Annotated in this window: 15 protein-coding genes and 1 tRNA gene; 12 read left to right on the top strand and 4 right to left on the bottom strand. The window is 60.8% G+C overall.

Translation table 11 applies throughout. The annotated features are described in order from the left end of the window. Positions 1-63: 63 nt before the first annotated feature. On the bottom strand, positions 64-1,359 hold the full coding sequence (locus tag ACUXV1_RS09990) for an NCS2 family permease (RefSeq protein ID WP_043591301.1): 1,296 nt from the start codon (positions 1,357-1,359) through the stop codon (positions 64-66). Here ACUXV1_RS09990 and ACUXV1_RS09985 point away from each other — a divergent pair. From ACUXV1_RS09985 to ACUXV1_RS09930, 12 genes are all read left to right on the top strand, one after another. After that, on the top strand, positions 1,358-1,528 hold the full coding sequence (locus tag ACUXV1_RS09985) for a hypothetical protein (RefSeq protein WP_203390854.1): 171 nt from the start codon (positions 1,358-1,360) through the stop codon (positions 1,526-1,528). The two genes, ACUXV1_RS09990 and ACUXV1_RS09985, sit on opposite strands and share 2 nt — an antisense overlap. Next, positions 1,525-2,151, top strand: coding sequence for a guanylate kinase (gene gmk / locus ACUXV1_RS09980; RefSeq protein WP_043591297.1), 627 nt, complete (start codon positions 1,525-1,527; stop codon positions 2,149-2,151). Before ACUXV1_RS09985 ends, gmk begins: the two co-directional genes overlap by 4 nt. A 117-nt stretch (positions 2,152-2,268) precedes the next feature. Continuing rightward, positions 2,269-2,475 carry a DNA-directed RNA polymerase subunit omega gene (gene rpoZ / locus ACUXV1_RS09975; protein ID WP_019103869.1) on the top strand — a complete coding sequence of 69 codons (207 nt, stop codon included), beginning with the start codon at positions 2,269-2,271 and terminating at the stop codon, positions 2,473-2,475. Positions 2,476-2,495: 20 nt separating this feature from the next. Next, positions 2,496-4,652, top strand: coding sequence for a RelA/SpoT family protein (locus ACUXV1_RS09970; protein WP_019103870.1), 2,157 nt, complete (start codon positions 2,496-2,498; stop codon positions 4,650-4,652). Between the two features lies 1 nt (position 4,653). Continuing rightward, positions 4,654-4,857, top strand: coding sequence for a sulfur carrier protein ThiS (gene thiS, locus ACUXV1_RS09965; RefSeq protein ID WP_043637830.1), 204 nt, complete (start codon positions 4,654-4,656; stop codon positions 4,855-4,857). 26 nt (positions 4,858-4,883) lie between these two features. After that, complete coding sequence (locus ACUXV1_RS09960; protein WP_019103872.1) at positions 4,884-5,678, top strand: thiazole synthase; 795 nt, start codon at positions 4,884-4,886, stop codon at positions 5,676-5,678. A gap of 129 nt (positions 5,679-5,807) precedes the next feature. Further along, positions 5,808-6,020: a 30S ribosomal protein S21 gene (gene rpsU, locus ACUXV1_RS09955; RefSeq protein ID WP_039756346.1), complete on the top strand. Its 213-nt coding sequence runs from the start codon at positions 5,808-5,810 to the stop codon at positions 6,018-6,020. A 189-nt stretch (positions 6,021-6,209) separates the two neighbouring features. After that, the gene (locus tag ACUXV1_RS09950) at positions 6,210-6,656 is read left to right on the top strand and encodes a GatB/YqeY domain-containing protein (RefSeq protein ID WP_043637828.1); all 447 of its coding nucleotides are present in this window, start codon (positions 6,210-6,212) and stop codon (positions 6,654-6,656) included. A gap of 46 nt (positions 6,657-6,702) precedes the next feature. Further along, on the top strand, positions 6,703-8,487 hold the full coding sequence (dnaG, locus tag ACUXV1_RS09945) for a DNA primase (protein WP_043637825.1): 1,785 nt from the start codon (positions 6,703-6,705) through the stop codon (positions 8,485-8,487). 135 nt (positions 8,488-8,622) lie between these two features. Continuing rightward, entirely contained in the window at positions 8,623-10,554 is a 1,932-nt protein-coding gene (rpoD, locus tag ACUXV1_RS09940; RefSeq protein WP_043591289.1) for an RNA polymerase sigma factor RpoD, read from the top strand. Positions 10,555-10,663: 109 nt separating this feature from the next. Then, a tRNA-Ile gene (locus ACUXV1_RS09935) sits at positions 10,664-10,742 on the top strand. 272 nt (positions 10,743-11,014) lie between these two features. Next, positions 11,015-11,716, top strand: coding sequence for an FCD domain-containing protein (locus tag ACUXV1_RS09930; RefSeq protein ID WP_446015319.1), 702 nt, complete (start codon positions 11,015-11,017; stop codon positions 11,714-11,716). Positions 11,717-11,823: 107 nt separating this feature from the next. Here ACUXV1_RS09930 and tyrS read toward each other — a convergent pair whose 3' ends face one another. The 3 genes from tyrS to ACUXV1_RS09915 form a co-directional block, all read right to left on the bottom strand. Beyond that, positions 11,824-13,098 carry a tyrosine--tRNA ligase gene (tyrS, locus tag ACUXV1_RS09925; RefSeq protein ID WP_446015317.1) on the bottom strand — a complete coding sequence of 425 codons (1,275 nt, stop codon included), beginning with the start codon at positions 13,096-13,098 and terminating at the stop codon, positions 11,824-11,826. A 71-nt stretch (positions 13,099-13,169) separates the two neighbouring features. Continuing rightward, positions 13,170-14,399, bottom strand: a complete 1,230-nt coding sequence (locus ACUXV1_RS09920; protein WP_446015316.1) for an aromatic amino acid transport family protein — start codon at positions 14,397-14,399, stop codon at positions 13,170-13,172. Positions 14,400-14,523: 124 nt separating this feature from the next. Then, on the bottom strand, positions 14,524-16,452 hold the full coding sequence (locus ACUXV1_RS09915) for a pyridoxal phosphate-dependent decarboxylase family protein (RefSeq protein ID WP_446015314.1): 1,929 nt from the start codon (positions 16,450-16,452) through the stop codon (positions 14,524-14,526). Between the last annotated feature and the right edge of the window lie 35 nt (positions 16,453-16,487).

The following is a 16,487-nucleotide window of genomic DNA, read 5'->3' as shown; positions in this document are numbered from 1 at the left end:
CCCACAAGAAAAAGCCCGCCGCGCAGCGCGGCAGGCTAGGAGTCCGCATCAATTATTGACGTTTCAGTGGAAGAAAGCCAGCTTGAAGATCCACAGCGCGGCGATGACCAACACTGGCAGCTTCAGGTCGGAGAAACGACCGGCCAGGATCTTGATCACCGCATAGCTGATGAAGCCGAAGGCGATGCCGTCGGCGATGGAGAAAGTGAACGGCATCGCCAGCGCGGTCATCACCGCCGGCGCGGATTCGGTCAGATCGCTCCAGTCGATCTCGGCCAGGCCGCGAGCCATCAGCACCGCCACGTAGCACAGCGCCGGCGCGGTGGCGTAGGCGGGCACGGTGGCGGCCAAAGGCGACAGCCACAGCGAGGCCAGGAACAGCAGCGCCACCACCATGGCGGTCAGGCCGGTGCGGCCGCCCACGGCGGTGCCGGCGGCGGATTCCACATAGGCGGTGGTGGACGAAGTACCCATCACCGCGCCGGCGGTGATCGCCACCGAATCAGCCAACAGCGCGCGCTTCAGGCGCGGCAATTTGCCGTCCTTGAGCAGGCCGGCGCGATGGGACACGCCCACCAAAGTGCCGGTGGTGTCGAACAGATCCACGAAGAAGAACACGAAGATCACGCCGATCAGGCCGGCTTGCAGCGCGCCGGCGATATCCATCTTCATGAAGGTGGGCGCCATGCTGGGCACCGGCGCCACCACGCCCTTGAACGGAGACAAGCCCATTGCGATGGACAGCACCGTCACCACCAGGATGCCGATGATGATGGAGCCCGGCACCTTGCGGTATTCCAGCGCCACGATCAGGAAGAAGCCCAGGACGGCCAGCAGGGTGGTGGGTTTGTGGATGTCGCCCAGGGTCAGATAGGTTTCCGGGTGCGGCGCGATCACGCCGGCGTTCTTCAGAGCGATGATGGCCAGGAACATGCCTACGCCGGCGGAAATGGCGAATTTCAGCGATTGCGGGATGGCGTTGACGATGGCCTCGCGCACGCGGAACAGGCTCACCGCCAGGAACACGATGCCGGAGATGAACACCGCGCCCAGCGCGGTTTCCCAAGAGAGCCCCATGCCTTTGACCACGCTGAAGGTGAAGTAGGCGTTCAGACCCATGCCCGGCGCCAGCGCGATTGGGTAATTGGCCACCAGGCCCATGATGGAGGTGCCGAGGGCGGCGGCCAGACAGGTGGCCACGAAGACGGCGTTCAAGTCCATGCCGGTGCTCGACAGGATCAGCGGGTTGACCAGGATGATGTAAGCCATGGTCAAGAAGGTGGTAAAGCCGGCGATGACTTCGGTCTTCACCGTGGTGCCGTGTTCTTTCAGCTTGAAGAAGCTGTCAAGGAATTGCATGGCGAAACGCGCTCCAAAGGAGATAGGTAGGAAAAAAACGAGCCATTTTATTCAGCCTGAAGAGATTTACCTAAATCTTGACGTGAAAATAACTTGGCGATTAACAGCAGCAGCCCGCTTATGGTATTCTGGAGAATTACTCATTTGGCAGGAAAGCGCCTTTTCATGAGCCAGCCAACCGGTAATATCTTTATCGTGGTCGCTCCTTCCGGCGCGGGGAAAACCTCGCTGGTCACGGCCTTGCTCCAGGCGGAGCCATCCGTGGAGCTGTCCATTTCTTATAGCACGCGCGCGCCGCGCAAGGGCGAGGTGGACGGCAAGCATTACCATTTCGTCGATCAGGCCACGTTCAAGTCCATGATAGAGCGCGGCGATTTCCTCGAGTACGCGGAAGTCTACGGCAACTATTACGGCACCAGCGCGCCGTGGATACGCAGCCGCCTGGACGTGGGGCAGGACATCCTGCTGGAAATCGATTGGCAGGGCGCCGAGCAGGTGCGCAAGGTCTTTCCCGAGGCGATCGGCATTTTCATCGCGCCGCCGTCTATCGAAGAACTGGAGCGCCGGCTGCGCGGTCGCGCCACCGACAGCGAGGATGTGATCCGCCGCCGGCTGGCCTCCGCTCGCGCAGAGATCGACAAGATCGCCGAGTACGACTACATCGTGGTCAACGACGATTTCGAACGCGCTCGCCTCGATTTGATCAGCGTCGTGCGCGCCAATCGGCTGCGCAGCGCCATCCAGTGCCGCAAGCTGGCGGCGATGCTGGCGCGGATGGGACAGGCCGGCTGATCCGTCCGTTTGTTGGTGAGTCGACTAAAATTTAGATATAGTGATCCCTCTGGGCGTTGTTGCCGCCGCAAGAACGGCGACCGACAATGCCCTTGGCAACTTTGAGAAAGAAAGCATATGGCCCGTATTACTGTTGACGATTGCCTGGACCGCATCCAGAACCGTTTCGACCTGACCCTGGCCGCAGCCTACCGCGCGCGTCAAGTGGCTTCCGGCGCCAGCCCCTTCGTTGAAGCCGGCCGCCATAAGCCCACCGTTGTCGCGCTGCGTGAAATCGCCGCCGGCCATGTTGGCAAGGAAGTTCTGAGCCGCGGCAAAGCCTGATTGCAAGTGGGTGGTGGGTTATGGCAACCGGCATCGAGGATGAAATCGACTATAACGCCCTGATCGACAGCGAAGCGCAAGCGTTTTTCGAGTCTGTCGCGCGTTATCTCAAGCCGGAGGACGTCCAGCTGTTGCGGCAGGCTTTCGAGGTCAGCCGCGCGGCGCACGAAGGGCAAACCCGCAAGAGCGGCGAACCTTACATCACCCACCCGCTGGCGGTGGCCGGCATGCTGGCCGAGTGGCGGCTGGACGTGCAGGGGCTCGCCGCCGCATTGCTCCACGATGTGTTGGAAGACACCGGCGTCACCAAGCCGACGCTGATCGAAAAGTTCGGCAAGATCATCGCCGATCTGGTGGACGGCCTTTCCAAGCTGGAGAGGCTGGAATACCAGACCAAGGAAACCGCGCAAGCGGAAAGCTTCCGCAAAATGGTGCTGGCGATGGCGCGCGATATCCGCGTCATCATCGTCAAGCTGGCGGACCGCCTGCACAATATGCGCACGCTGGACTCGATGCGCGAAGACAAGCGGCGACGCATCGCGCTGGAAACCCTGGAGATCTACGCGCCGATCGCCAATCGCATCGGCCTCAACAAGGTTTATCGCGAACTCCAGGACCTGGCGTTCAAGCACCTGCATCCGCATCGCTACGGCGTGCTGTCCAAGGCGGTGCGCGCCGCGCGCGGCAACCGCCGCGAAGTGGTGACCAAGATTTTGCAGTCCGTCAGTCAGAAGCTGGTGCAAAGCAATATCGAAGCCACGATCAAGGGGCGGGAGAAAAACCTCTACAGCATCTACAAGAAAATGCAGGAAAAACACCTGTCGTTTTCCGAGGTGCTGGACATTTACGGCTTCCGCGTCGTCGTCAACGACATCCCGGGCTGTTACCTGGCGCTGGGCGCCTTGCACAGTCTGTACAAGCCGATTCCCGGCAAATTCAAGGATTACATCGCCATTCCCAAGGGCAATGGCTACCAGAGCCTGCACACCACCTTGTTCGGCCCCTATGGCACGCCGGTGGAGATGCAGATCCGCACCCGCGAGATGAATAGCGTGGCCGAGGCCGGCGTGGCCTCGCACTGGATGTACAAGAGCGGCGATGGTGTTAACACCGCCCAGCAGCGCACCCATCAGTGGCTGCAGAAAATCATGGACATGCAGGAGGAGAGCGACGATCCGGTCGAATTCCTCGAGCATATCAAGATCGACCTGTTCCCGGACGAGGTCTACGTATTCACGCCCAAGGGCAAGATCATGGTGATGCCTCAGGGAGCGACGCCGGTGGACTTCGCCTACGCGGTGCACACCGACATCGGCCATCGCTGCATCGCCGCGCGCGTCAATCACGCGTTGGTGCCTTTGCGCACCGTGCTACGCAACGGCGATACCGTGGAAATCATTACCTCCACCCAGGCCAAGCCCAATCCGTCCTGGCTGACCTTCGTGCAGAGCGGGCGGGCGCGCTCCGGCATTCGCAACTATCTGAAGAGCCTGCAGCAGGAAGAGGCGGTGGGCTTGGGCGAGAAGCTGCTCAAGCAAGCGATAGGGGCGCTGGCGGTGACGCCGTTGGCGCTGAGCGATGAACTGTGGGTGGAGTATCTGGCCGCTTTCGGCGAGAAGCTCGCTTCTCATCAAGACGTGCTGGCCGATATCGGCGCCGGCAAGCTGATGCCCATCGTGGTGGCGCGGCGCTTGCTGGAGCTGGCTGGCGAACGGCTGGGCGAGGAAGTGAAAGTAGGCCCCGTGACCATACGCGGCAACGAGGGCGGCATGGTGCAGCTGTCGCCCTGCTGCAACCCGCTGCCGGGCGACGAGATTCTGGGCGTGATCACCAAGGGCCAAGGCCTGGTCATCCACCGCAAGGGGTGTCCGAACGCGCGGCGGGCGGATCACGACAAGCTTCTCGACGTCAATTGGGAAGCGCAACGCGACCGTATGTTCGGCGTTACCGTTGGCGTGTTGTCCCGCAACGAGCGCGGCGCGCTGGCGGATATCGCCACCGCGATCTCGCAGGCTTCGGCCAATATCGAAAGCGCCGACACCCAGGACAGCAGCCGCGATGGCGACGGTCTGTTCAATATCCACTTCCGCTTGCAGGTGGAGGGCGTCGAGCACCTAGAGCGGGTGCTGAGCGCTATTCGCGTGCTGCCGGTGGTGCAGCGCGTGCAACGGAGATGAGATGCTGAAACTCAAGATCAACGGCGAGGGCCGCGAACTGGCCGACGTGGCCAACGTGGCCGAGCTGGTGGCGGCGCTGGACCTTGCCGGCAAGCGCGTGGCGCTGGAAAAGAATGGCGAGATCGTGCCGCGCAGCCAGTATCCGACCACCGGGCTGGCCGACGGCGACGAACTCGAAATCGTGGTGGCCGTCGGCGGAGGCTGAGCGGCAAAGCTGATAGAGGTGCAGGAGTGGCGGATCAACTGATCATCGCAGGCAAGGCTTACAATTCGCGTTTGCTGGTGGGGACCGGCAAGTATCGGGATTTTGAGGAGACGGCGCAGGCGCTCGACGCGTCGGGAACGGAAATCGTCACCGTCGCCATTCGCCGAGTCAACCTGGGGCAGAACGCCGGCGAACCCAATTTGCTGGACTTTTTGCCCAAAAACCGGTATAACCTTCTCCCCAACACGGCGGGATGTTATTCCGCCGTCGATGCCATTCGCACTTTGCGCCTGGCCAGAGAGCTTCTGGACGACCATCGTTTTGTCAAGCTGGAAGTGCTGGGCGATCCGAATACCTTGTTCCCCAACGTCAAGGAAACCCTTAAAGCGGCTGAAGTATTGGTGGCCGAGGGGTTCGACGTCATGGTGTATACCTCGGATGATCCCATTATCGCCCGCGAGTTGGAGCAAATAGGCTGCTGCGCCATCATGCCGCTGGCCAGCCTGATTGGCTCCGGGATGGGGATTCTGAATCCGTGGAATTTGAAGTTGATTATTGAGCAGTCCAAGGTTCCCGTGCTGGTTGACGCCGGCGTCGGCACCGCGTCCGACGCGGCAATCGCGATGGAACTGGGCTGCGATGGCGTGCTGATGAACACCGCGATTGCCGCCGCGCAACAACCGGTGTTGATGGCGCACGCCATGAAACAGGCTGTAGAAGCAGGCCGCTCGGCATATCTTGCCGGCCGGATGCCGAAACGTTTTTATAGTGCAGTACCTAGTTCTCCTAGTGAGGGGGTGATTTCTTCCGTCAAGCCGTGATGCGTAAAGCGCCACAGATTGCTTGGTCGGAACGCTTCAGACTTTTCCAAACCGCGTAACGTTGTTAAAATGCTGTTTTTTATAGCCCCAGTCACGTCTGGGCGCTAGGAACTAAGGATACTAGATTCAATGCCGAACATTCGTGTTAAAGAGAACGAGCCGTTTGAAGTTGCAATGCGTCGCTTCAAGCGCGCGGTGGAAAAAACCGGTCTGCTGACCGAACTGCGCGCCCGCGAGTTCTACGAAAAACCGACTGCCGAGCGCAAGCGCAAGCACGCCGCTGCTGTTAAGCGCCACTACAAGCGCATCCGCAGCCAAATGCTGCCGCCGAAACTCTACTAAGAGTTCGTCTGGTCAGTAAGCAGGACCGCAGGCCTAGCCTGCGGTTTTGCCATTTGTAGTTCCCCGTTAGCAGACTCTGACGGCATGGGTTTTGAGCTTTTCAAAACCAATGTCATCAGGGTTTGACTCTCTCTCAAGTGCGCACTCGCCGCCCGCGACGGGTGGCGGTCATCTTCCGGAAAGCAAGCAATGAGCCTCAAGCAGCGAATCAGCGACGACATGAAATCTGCAATGAAAGCGCGGGAAAGCGACAAACTGGCGGCCATCCGCCTGTTGCTGGCGGCCATCAAGCAGAAGGAAGTGGACGAGCGGGTGGAGCTGGACGACGCCGGCGTTGTGGCCGTCATCGACAAGATGCTCAAGCAGCGCCGTGATTCGATCAGCCAGTACGAGGCGGCTCAGCGCCAGGACCTGGCCGACAAGGAAAAATTCGAGATGGACGTGCTGATGGCCTATATGCCCCAGCAACTGTCCGCCGAGGAGATTGACGTTCTGGTGGCCAAGGCCGTAGCCGACAGCGGCGCCGCCGGCATGCAGGACATGGGCAAGGTGATGGGGCTGCTGCGGCCGCAATTGGCTGGCCGTGCCGACATGGCGCAGGTGTCCGCCTGCATCAAGGCCAAGCTGGCCGGTTGAGCCCGCTTCGGGCCGCTTTGTCGGCCCGAGCCAACGGTGACTTTGCTTGATCCCTCAGGATTTTGTTGATCAGTTGTTGTCCCGCGTCGATATCGTCGACGTGGTGGATCGTTACGTCCCTTTGAAAAAGGGGGGCCAGAACTATCTGGCCTGCTGCCCGTTTCATAAGGAAAAGTCGCCGTCGTTCACGGTGAGTCCGTCCAAGCAGTTTTATCACTGCTTTGGCTGCGGCGCTCACGGTTCGGCCATCGGCTTCGTGATGGAATACCAAGGGCTGGGCTTCGTCGACGCCGTGAAGCTGCTGGCGGAAGGCATCGGCATGCAGGTGCCGGACAGCCGCGCTCACGCCAATCCAGAGGCCAGCCGCGCCGCACGCGAACGCAAACTGTCGCTGGAGCAGATGATGCAAATGGCGGCAGGCTACTACAAACAGCAGCTGAAGTCCGCGCCCAACGCCATTTCCTATCTGAAAGGCCGGGGTTTGAGCGGCGAAGTGGCCGGTCGCTTCGGCCTTGGCTTCGCCCCGGACGGCTGGCAGAACCTGGAAACGGTTTTTCCGGATTACCAGGACGACAAGCTGGTCGATACCGGCTTGGTCATCGTCAACGAAGAGAAGGGCCAGCGTTACGACCGATTCCGCGATCGGGTGATGTTCCCGATCCGCAACCAGCGCGGCGCCATCATCGGCTTTGGCGGCCGGGTGATGGGCAAGGGCGAGCCCAAGTACCTGAACTCGCCGGAAACGCCCTTGTTCGAGAAAGGCCGGGAACTGTACGGCCTCTACGAGGCGCGCCAGGCGATACGGGATAAAAACCGCGTGCTGGTGGTCGAAGGCTATATGGATGTGGTGGCGCTGGCTCAATTTGGAGTTGGCTATGCGGTGGCCACGCTGGGTACCGCCACCACCGGCGAACACGTGCGCAAGTTGATGCGCCACGCCGACCAAGTTTACTTCTGTTTCGATGGCGATAAGGCTGGCCAAAAGGCCGCCTGGCGAGCGCTGGAAAACAGCCTGCCGCAATTGCAGGACGGCAAGGCGCTGAATTTTCTGTTCCTGCCGCAGGAACATGACCCGGACAGCTATATCCGCGAGTTCGGCGCCGAGGCCTTTGAAAAAGTATTGGAAGAGCAGAGCTTGCCTCTGTCCGTTTATTTCACCCGCGAATTGTGTCGCGAGGTGAACCTGACCACGCCGGAAGGCAAGGCCGATCTGATCCGTCAGGCCGCGCCCCTTCTGGCGCAGATTGCCGCTCCGGCCCTGGGCTTCATCATCAAGAAAAGACTGGCGGAACTCGCTGGTGTGGATGTCGACGAATTCGACATGTTGACGACGGGCCAACGGAAGTCGGAGCGCAAAGGCAAGCGGGAGCACCGTTTGCCGGAGGTATCGCATCGCCCGCCACAGTCCTCCATGGTGACGCGCCTGATCAAATGGCTGCTATTGAACCCTGGTTGGGCCGGCGATGTGCGTTTGCCGGACAGTATGGCACTGTCCGACGAGCTTGCCTGTTTTGCCATGTTGGCCGAATGCGTGCAAGGGCACGACCAGCCGCCGAATACGGCGCAATTGATGGAAAGCCTGCGCGGCACTCCATACGAAGGGCTGGTGGATAGTGTTCTGCAGCAGGCCATGCAGGACCCGGACGAGTTCGCCGATCCCAGCGAGGAAGATAGACAGCAGTTTCAGGACGGCGCTGCCAAGCTCCTGAAAATGCTGCATCAAACTCAGGTGGAGCGGCTAAAACAAAAGGACCGGAACGAAGGCCTGACTCCGGAAGAAGTCAGATTGCTAGGGGAATTGCTGCGGGATTTGCTGGCGCCAAACGCTTGACGTTGTCGCCGCCCCGGCAGATTGCCGAAAGCGATGCCGTGGCTTTAAAAGCGCCCCGCAGGGCTACACAAACAGCGTTGTTTGCTTGTGTTATTATCAACTGTTTTTTTCGGCTTATTTCAAGCAGGAAGCGAAATGGCGGCCTCTCCCGAAAATCAAAAAGACGTGCAGGAAAACGAAACCGAAGTGATGAGCCTGGAAGAGCAGCGTAAACGCCTGCGCCAGCTGATCGCCTTGGGTAAAGAGCGTGGGTATCTGACCTACGCGGAAATCAACGACCACCTGCCGGAAGATGTGTCCGACGCAGAGCAGATCGAAAACATCATCACGATGATTTCCGGTCTGGGCATCCAGGTTTACGACGAAGCGCCGGATGCGGACACCCTGCTGATGTCCGACGCCACTCCGCCGGTGGCCGATGAAGACGCCGTGGAAGAAGCCGAAGCGGCGCTGTCCTCGGTGGATTCCGAATTTGGCCGCACCACGGATCCGGTGCGCATGTATATGCGCGAAATGGGTTCGGTGGAGTTGCTGACCCGCGAAGGCGAGATCGAAATCGCCAAGCGGATCGAAGACGGCCTGAAGTACATGATCCAGGCGATTTCAGCTTGTCCGGGCACCATCGCCGAAGTGTTGGAGCTGGTGGAACGCGTCGGCCGCGACGAAGTGCGCGTGGACGAGGTGGTTGACGGCTTCATCGATCTGAACGCGCCGTCCGAGGAGGAGGCCGCGTTCGCCGCGCAGGCGGACGAGGACGAGTTGCTCGACGCCGAGGCCGAAGAGGAAGAGGAAGAAGAGGAGGAGGAAGGCGACGCCGCCGATGCCGCCGGTATCAACCTCGAAGAGCTGAAGCAGCATGCACTGGAGCACTTCGCCGGCGTGCGCATGTTGTTTGACAAGATGGTCAAGGTGCTCTCCGCCAAGGGTGCGCAGAGCAAGGAATACCTGGAGCTGCAAGACGCGATCACCACTGAGTTCATGCTGGTGCGCTTCTCCACCCGCCAAGTGGAAAGCCTGTGCGACTCGCTGCGCAGCCGCGTCAACGAAATCCGCACTTACGAGCGCGACATCCAGGATATCTGTGTCAGCCGCGTGCGCATGGAGCGTGCTCACTTCATCAAGGTGTTCCCGGGCAACGAGACCAATCTTGATTGGGTGGAAAACGAGATCCATTCGGGCAAGGGCTGGGCGGAGGCGTTGACCCGCTTCAAACACGCGATCATCGAGAAGCAGACCAAGCTGTCCGAGTTGCAGGATCGCGCGATGCTGCCGATCAAGGCGCTTAAGGAAATCAATCGCCAGATGTCGGCGGGCGAATCCAAGGCGCGCCGCGCCAAGAAAGAGATGATCGAGGCCAACCTGCGTCTGGTGATCTCCATCGCCAAGAAGTACACCAACCGCGGCCTGCAGTTCCTCGATCTGATCCAGGAAGGCAATATCGGTTTGATGAAGGCGGTGGACAAGTTCGAATACCGCCGCGGCTACAAGTTCTCGACCTACGCCACCTGGTGGATTCGCCAGGCGATCACCCGCTCCATCGCGGACCAGGCGCGCACCATTCGTATTCCGGTGCATATGATCGAGACCATCAACAAGATGAATCGCATCAGCCGTCAGATTCTGCAGGAAACCGGCCATGAGCCGGACCCGGCCGAGCTGGCGGAAAAGATGGAGATGCCGGAAGAGAAGATTCGCAAGATCATGAAGATTTCCAAGGAGCCCATCTCCATGGAAACCCCGATCGGCGACGACGACGATTCCCATCTTGGCGATTTCATCGAAGACCAGAACAACCTGGCGCCGTCCGACGCTGCGATGTATTCCAGCCTGAAGGACGCCACCAAGGAAGTGCTGGACACGCTGACCCCGCGTGAGGCCAAGGTGTTGCGCATGCGTTTCGGCATCGACATGAACACCGACCACACGCTGGAAGAGGTGGGCAAGCAGTTCGATGTGACTCGCGAGCGCATCCGCCAGATCGAAGCCAAGGCTCTGCGCAAGCTGCGTCACCCGACCCGTTCGGAACGTCTGCGCAGCTTCCTGGACAACGAGCCGGGCGGTCAGTGATTCGATGTGACGCCGGTTTAGGCTAACAGCCTGCGCTGGACGAAAACCCCAAGCCGTCGGTATTAGACGCTTGGGGTTTTGCTTTTGGGCTGGTATAATGCGCAGCTCTGGGCCTCTAGCTCATGCTTGGTTAGAGCAGCGGACTCATAATCCGTTGGTGCGGGGTTCGACTCCCCGGGGGCCCACCAAGACTTCCTCGCTAAACACGGCGGTTCTTGGCGATTCAAATCAGAAGCCGACGCTTAGGTCGGCTTTTTTGTTTTGGTCGGCCGCCCCGTTATTGCCACCTCGCCCGTCTCTTTGTTGAATGCTTCCCTGATTGCGGATTTCCGTGCCGGATAGACGTAGCTTTTAGCTATTTCCCCCCTGTTCCGATGGGGAAAATCAATATGCGACGTCGTTTTCAGTTACTATCTAGCGTTTCGCGCGCTATTGCGCGCTCTCATGTGGAAAAAACCGAATGCCACAGAAGGAAAAAAAAGCGGCAAGCAGTAACGCCACATTGGCCGACAAGGTATTCCAGGAGTTGCGACGGGACATTCTGTTGGGCGTATACCGCCCGTCGCAGAAATTGCTGTTGCATGACCTCAAGGCGCGTTACGACGCCGGAGGCTCTCCGATCCGGGAGGCGCTGTTGCGCCTGAGCTGGTGCAAATACGTGGTGATGGAGCCGCAGCGCGGTTTTTGGGTGGCGCCGATTTCCCGCTATGAGCTTTACGACATTCTGCTGGTGCGCCGAGTGCTGGCGGAGGAGGCGGTGCGCCGCTCGCTGGAGCAGGGAGACGAGGCGTGGGAACTGGAGGTGTTGGCCAGCTACCACCGTTTGAGCCGAATAGATCTGAACGACGCGGATGTGGATCTTCAGGACTGGGCGGACCGCCACATGGCGTTCCACCTGGCCATCATCAGCGGCAGCCACTCGCCGGTGATTGTGGAGGTGATGGAGTCCTTGTACAACCGCTTGGAGCGCTATCGGCATATCTGGTTTGATCCGGCTTTGCCGTCCTCCAAGCGTTACAGCGACGAGGGCGAGCATCAGGCCATCATGCAGGCCGTGTTGGCCAGGGATGCGGACCGGACCTTGCAATTGCTGGATCAGCACTATTCCCACGTGATGCAGGTGGTGGAAGGATTAAGCACGGAAGCCTTCCTGCCCCGCTAGTTCGTTGGCCGATTCGAGGCCGGCAGCCCCGCCCGTTCGCCGTCAGGCTTGGGGCGGGGCGAGCCCGGCGCTTCAGCGTCCGGGCCATTTCACGCGGTTCCTCGCGTTTATTCCCAAATCAACAGACAGTACTGTTTCTTGCCGCGCCGCAACAAGGTATAGCGTTGATGGCGGCGATCGGCCTGTTCCAGCCGAGCTTCCAGCGCCTCCGTTCTGGCGCCGTTAACGCTGACCGCGCCGCTTTGCAGCAGCGTGCGGGCCTCGCTTTTGGACGCGGCCAGACCGCTGGCCGCCAAGGCGTCGATCAGCGGTGTGGATTGCGGCGGCAGGGTCAGCCGCGGCATGCCGTCCTGAGCCAGTTGAGCAAAGTCCGCGGCGCTGAGGCCTTCCACGTCGTTGTCGAACAGACTAAGCGTGATCCGCTGAGCGGCGGCGAGCGCGGCCGGCCCGTGCACCAGCTCGGTGACTTGCTCAGCCAGGGTGCGCTGAGCCCGCGGTTTGCCGCCGGAGGCGCGGTCTTCGGCCTCGATGGCCTGGATATCTTCATTGGACAAAAAGGTGAAGTAGCGCAGAAAGCGGTAGACGTCGGCATCGGCCGCGCCCAGCCAGAACTGGTAGAAGGCGTAGGGCGAGCACTTGTTCGGGTCCAGCCAGACCGCGTTGCCTTCGCTCTTGCCGAACTTGGTGCCATCGCTATTGGTGATCAAGGGCATGGTCAGGCCGAAGGCCTGCTGCTGGTTCACCCGTCTGACCAGGTCGACGCCCGCGGTGATGTTGCCCCATTGGTCGGAGCCGCCGATCTGCAGCTTGCAGCCGAAGCGGCGGTTCAGCTCAACGTAGTCGTGGCTCTGGAGCAGGCTGTAGGCGAACTCGGTGAAGGAGATGCCGACATCGTCGCGGTGGATCCGCTGCTGTACGGATTCCTTCTTGATCATGGCGTTGACTGAGAAATGCTTGCCGACATCCCGGAGGAAATCCAGCGCGCTCATGCTGGCGAACCATTCGTGGTTGTTGGCCATCAGGGCGGCATTGTCGCCTTCGAAGCTGAGGAAGGGCTCCACCTGACGGCGGATTTTGTCCACCCAGCCGGCCACCACCTCCGAGGTGTTGAGCTTGCGCTCGCTGGCCTTGAAGCTGGGGTCGCCTATCATGCCGGTGGCGCCGCCCACCAGGGCGATGGGGCGGTGCCCGGCCATCTGGAAGCGCTTGAGTAGCAGCAGCGGCACCAGGTGGCCCAGGTGCAGGCTATCGGCGGTGGGGTCGAAACCGCAGTACAGGGTGACCGTTTCCCGGGACAGCAGCGCGTCGAGCGCGTCCGCGTCGGTGACCTGCGAGATCAGGCCGCGTTGCTGCAGATCCCGGATCAGGGTCGATTGCTTCATTTCGTTTACCTCCATGATTGCGGCGCGCGGCCGTGTTGGCCGCGCGTCCGGACGACGGCGCGGAGGCGCCGTCAGAACACGGGCAGCAGTCCTTGCATCACCAAGATCTGGAACAGGATGATGGCGAGGCCTGAACCGCCTATCGCCCAGTGCAGGGTGCCGCCGCCGCTGACTTGGTAGTCGGGCTGGTAGTTGTCCTGGCTACGCAGCTTGATCAGGGCCAACGCCGGGAACAGGATGGCGAGCACCACCAGGAAAATGGCGGCGGCACCCAGCGCGGCGACGAAGCCGCCGGGGAAGAACAGCGCGAAGCCCAGCGGCGGCAGATAAGTGATCAGCGCGGTTTGCAGCCGCTGCCGCAGGCTGTCTCCGCGTTTCAGAGTGCTGGCCATGGCGTCGAACAAGCCGAGCGATACGCAAAGATAGGAGGTGAACAGCGCGATGGACGAGAAGGCGGACAGCAGGGATGGCACTTGCGGCGTGGGCACCAGCGCGTGGAAGTCGTCCAGAAACATGCCCACCGATCCATTATGGGCGGAGATCGCCTGGAAGCTGTGGCTGCCATAGCGCGGCAGCGTGCCCAGGGTGTTGAACACCCACAGCAGGTAGACGCCCATGGGGATCAGGCTGCCGGCGATGAAGACGTTGCGCAGCGTGCGAGGCTGGTCGCGGCCCAGGTATTTGACCATGCTGGGCACGCTGCCGTGAAACCCGAAGGCGGTCAGAAACATGGGGATGGCGGCCAGCATGTATTTGGCGGAATCCGTGCTTTCCGACAGATTGCCGGTGTCGACGTAGGGCTGGATGACCGCGCTTAGCGCCAGAAAGATCAGGATGTTCAGGCTGAACAGCAGCCGGTTGACCTTGTCCACCGCCGTGGTGCTGGCGAAGACGATGCCGCCGATCAGGACGGTGAAGACCAGCGAGACCTGGGCGGGAGACAGGCTTAGGCCCAGGTACTGGTGCAGGCTGGATTGATAGGTGGAGCCGCCGCCGGAGATATAGGCGGAGGAGAGCGCGTAGAGCAAGAGCAGCAGGCTGGCGTTGATCAGATAGCTGCCCTTGGCCTTGAACAGCGAGCGGGCGATGGCGTCGAAGCCGTAGCCTTCGGGAAAGGACAGGCAGACCTCCAGCAGCATCAAGCCGGTGTAGGTCATCAACGCCCAGATCAGAAACAGGGTCAGGCAGGCGTAGCCGAAACCCATGCCGGCGGACACCAGCGGCAGCGCCAGCATGCCGGCGCCCAGCATGGTGCCGGAAATCAGCAAGGTGGCCCCTATGGCCTTGAAATTGACTTGCATGTGGAATCCTCAACCATCCTTGATGAAGAGAAGGATGCGTTCGTAAAAACCGGACAAACTCATAGTCGGTATTGGGTCTGGTGATGAAAAAAACGCTCCCGGCCAAGCCGGGAGCGGAGGTGGATCAGGCCGCGATCAGGGTGTCGGCGCCGGTTTTGTCTTCCATGTCCACGATCTGGGCCAGCTTGGCGGCGAAGACCTCGCGCAACTGTTCCCAGTAGGCGTCGAAATCCTCTGCTTTGCGCAGGAAGTGGGTCATCACGGCGGCGCGCAGGATGTAGACGCTTTCCACCTTGTCCCATTCGGCCCGGCTGAAGCCGCGGCTAGCCACGTAGTGCCAAGGGGTGTCGCCGTACTCTTCCACGGACAAGGAGGTGGAGGAGGTCAGGAAATCGTTGGTGTAGGTGCGGCCTGAAGCGTAGGAGCAGATCTCGTACATCTTCTTGTTCAGCCGGTTGTGGTCTTCCAGGCTGTCGTTGCCGATTTCCTTGAAGGTGAAGTTCACCATGTGGAAGTCAGGGTGCATGATGGGGCGCACTTCGAAACGGCGGCGGCCAACGGTCAGCGGCTTGGCGGAGGCCAGGCGCTGGGCGAACCAGTCCGCGGTCACGATGCCGCGGCCAATCACTTTGCCGTAGCCGCCGATGTTCAGCGGCACCAGGCGGTGGGCCGCCCATACCGCGGCGGCGGTGGCACCGGCCTTGGAGCCTTCCATGATGGAGGAGCCCAGCACCACCTTGGTGTCGGCGCCTTCAGCTTCGTCCACTTCTTCGAACACATAGGCCGCGTGGTAGGAGATCAGGTCGACGATGCGCTTGTCCTTCATACAGACGGCGCCGGCCGCGTACTGGATGTAGCCCACCTTGTGCGGATCCACGGTGATGGAGTCCGCTTCCGCCATCGCTTTGAAGCCTTCGTAAACTTCGCGCTTGGGCCAGGTGACGCCGGCCGGGATGATGTCTTCGGCGCGGTAGCGGGCTAGCAGCGCGTTGTAGTCCATGAAGTGGTTGTCCTCATCGAGGAACATTGCGCGCACATAGCCGCCGTAGGCCGCGTCCACGTGCACGTAGAAGGAGGCGCCGTATTTCCGTTCGCATTCGGCGCGCAGCTTGATCACCTCGTCGACATGGTCGATCGAGCCTTCTTCCGTGGTGCCCACCACGGACACCATGGCCAGGATAGGATGGCCTTCCTCTATCAGGCGGAAGGTGATCTCGCGCATCTTGGCGACGTCGGTGCGGTAGTTTTCGTCCACAGGCAGCGGCACGATGTGTTCCTGGCCGATGCCCAGCACGTCCATCGCCTTCATCCACGAGTAGTGCTTGGATTGCGGCACCAGGATCTTGCCCAGCGAACCTTGCTTGATGCCGACGCCGCGGCAGGACAAGGCGCGCACTTCTTCAAACAGGCCGCGCTTTTTCAATTCGTCGGTCAGGTCCAGCACCGCGCTGGGCGATAGGTTCAACAGCTCCTTCTCGCTCTTGCCGGCGACCAGATCGCGGGCTTTTTCATGCTGGGCGATAGCCAGCGGAATGGTCTTCAGATTACGCGCCACCCACATGCCTTCGTAGTTGGCCACGGTGCCGCCGGATGTGATGTGGCCCCAGCTGCGTTTGGGGTCGTAGCCGAACATCCGGCACAGGTCGAGGCCGGCTTCCACTTCCAGTTCGGTGGTGGTGGGCGAGGCTTCGTGCGCGCAGTTGTTGGGGTTGTACATCATGGTCATCACGTAGGCCAGGTTGGACACCATCAGCGTGTCCGCATTCATGTGGCCCAGATAGCGCGGGGAGAACCAGGGCACCGAGGTGTTTTTCAGCTTGGAGGACAGCTGACGCAGGATGCCTTCGGTTCGGTACAGGGTCTGGCGAAAATCGCCGGCGTGCTGCTCCACCGGGGTGACCAGCGCCGGGTCTTCCGGATGGAAGTCCGCGCGCCAGTGCAGGTGTTCGGACACGGCGTATTCCATCATTTCCTTGAAGAACACGCGGTTTTCGGATTTGGGGCCGATGAACAGGGCATCGACGTTAAGCGGGGAGGCGTTCGGAGTGTTCATAACAGATTAACCTTGTAATTTAGGGGCGTAAGCGG

The sequence above is a fragment of the Chromobacterium sp. W521 genome, from assembly GCF_052805975.1.
This window is presented reverse-complemented; position numbering and strand designations above follow the sequence as displayed.

Coding starts and splice junctions, on each gene's coding strand:
- ACUXV1_RS09985 (WP_203390854.1), top strand. CDS start 1,358: ATGGCGAAACGCGCTCCAAAGGAGATAGGTAGGAAAAAAACGAGCCAT.
- ACUXV1_RS09990 (WP_043591301.1), bottom strand. CDS start 1,359: ATGCAATTCCTTGACAGCTTCTTCAAGCTGAAAGAACACGGCACCACG.
- gmk (WP_043591297.1), top strand. CDS start 1,525: ATGAGCCAGCCAACCGGTAATATCTTTATCGTGGTCGCTCCTTCCGGC.
- rpoZ (WP_019103869.1), top strand. CDS start 2,269: ATGGCCCGTATTACTGTTGACGATTGCCTGGACCGCATCCAGAACCGT.
- ACUXV1_RS09970 (WP_019103870.1), top strand. CDS start 2,496: ATGGCAACCGGCATCGAGGATGAAATCGACTATAACGCCCTGATCGAC.
- thiS (WP_043637830.1), top strand. CDS start 4,654: ATGCTGAAACTCAAGATCAACGGCGAGGGCCGCGAACTGGCCGACGTG.
- rpsU (WP_039756346.1), top strand. CDS start 5,808: ATGCCGAACATTCGTGTTAAAGAGAACGAGCCGTTTGAAGTTGCAATG.
- ACUXV1_RS09950 (WP_043637828.1), top strand. CDS start 6,210: ATGAGCCTCAAGCAGCGAATCAGCGACGACATGAAATCTGCAATGAAA.
- rpoD (WP_043591289.1), top strand. CDS start 8,623: ATGGCGGCCTCTCCCGAAAATCAAAAAGACGTGCAGGAAAACGAAACC.
- ACUXV1_RS09930 (WP_446015319.1), top strand. CDS start 11,015: ATGCCACAGAAGGAAAAAAAAGCGGCAAGCAGTAACGCCACATTGGCC.
- tyrS (WP_446015317.1), bottom strand. CDS start 13,098: ATGAAGCAATCGACCCTGATCCGGGATCTGCAGCAACGCGGCCTGATC.
- ACUXV1_RS09920 (WP_446015316.1), bottom strand. CDS start 14,399: ATGCAAGTCAATTTCAAGGCCATAGGGGCCACCTTGCTGATTTCCGGC.
- ACUXV1_RS09915 (WP_446015314.1), bottom strand. CDS start 16,452: ATGAACACTCCGAACGCCTCCCCGCTTAACGTCGATGCCCTGTTCATC.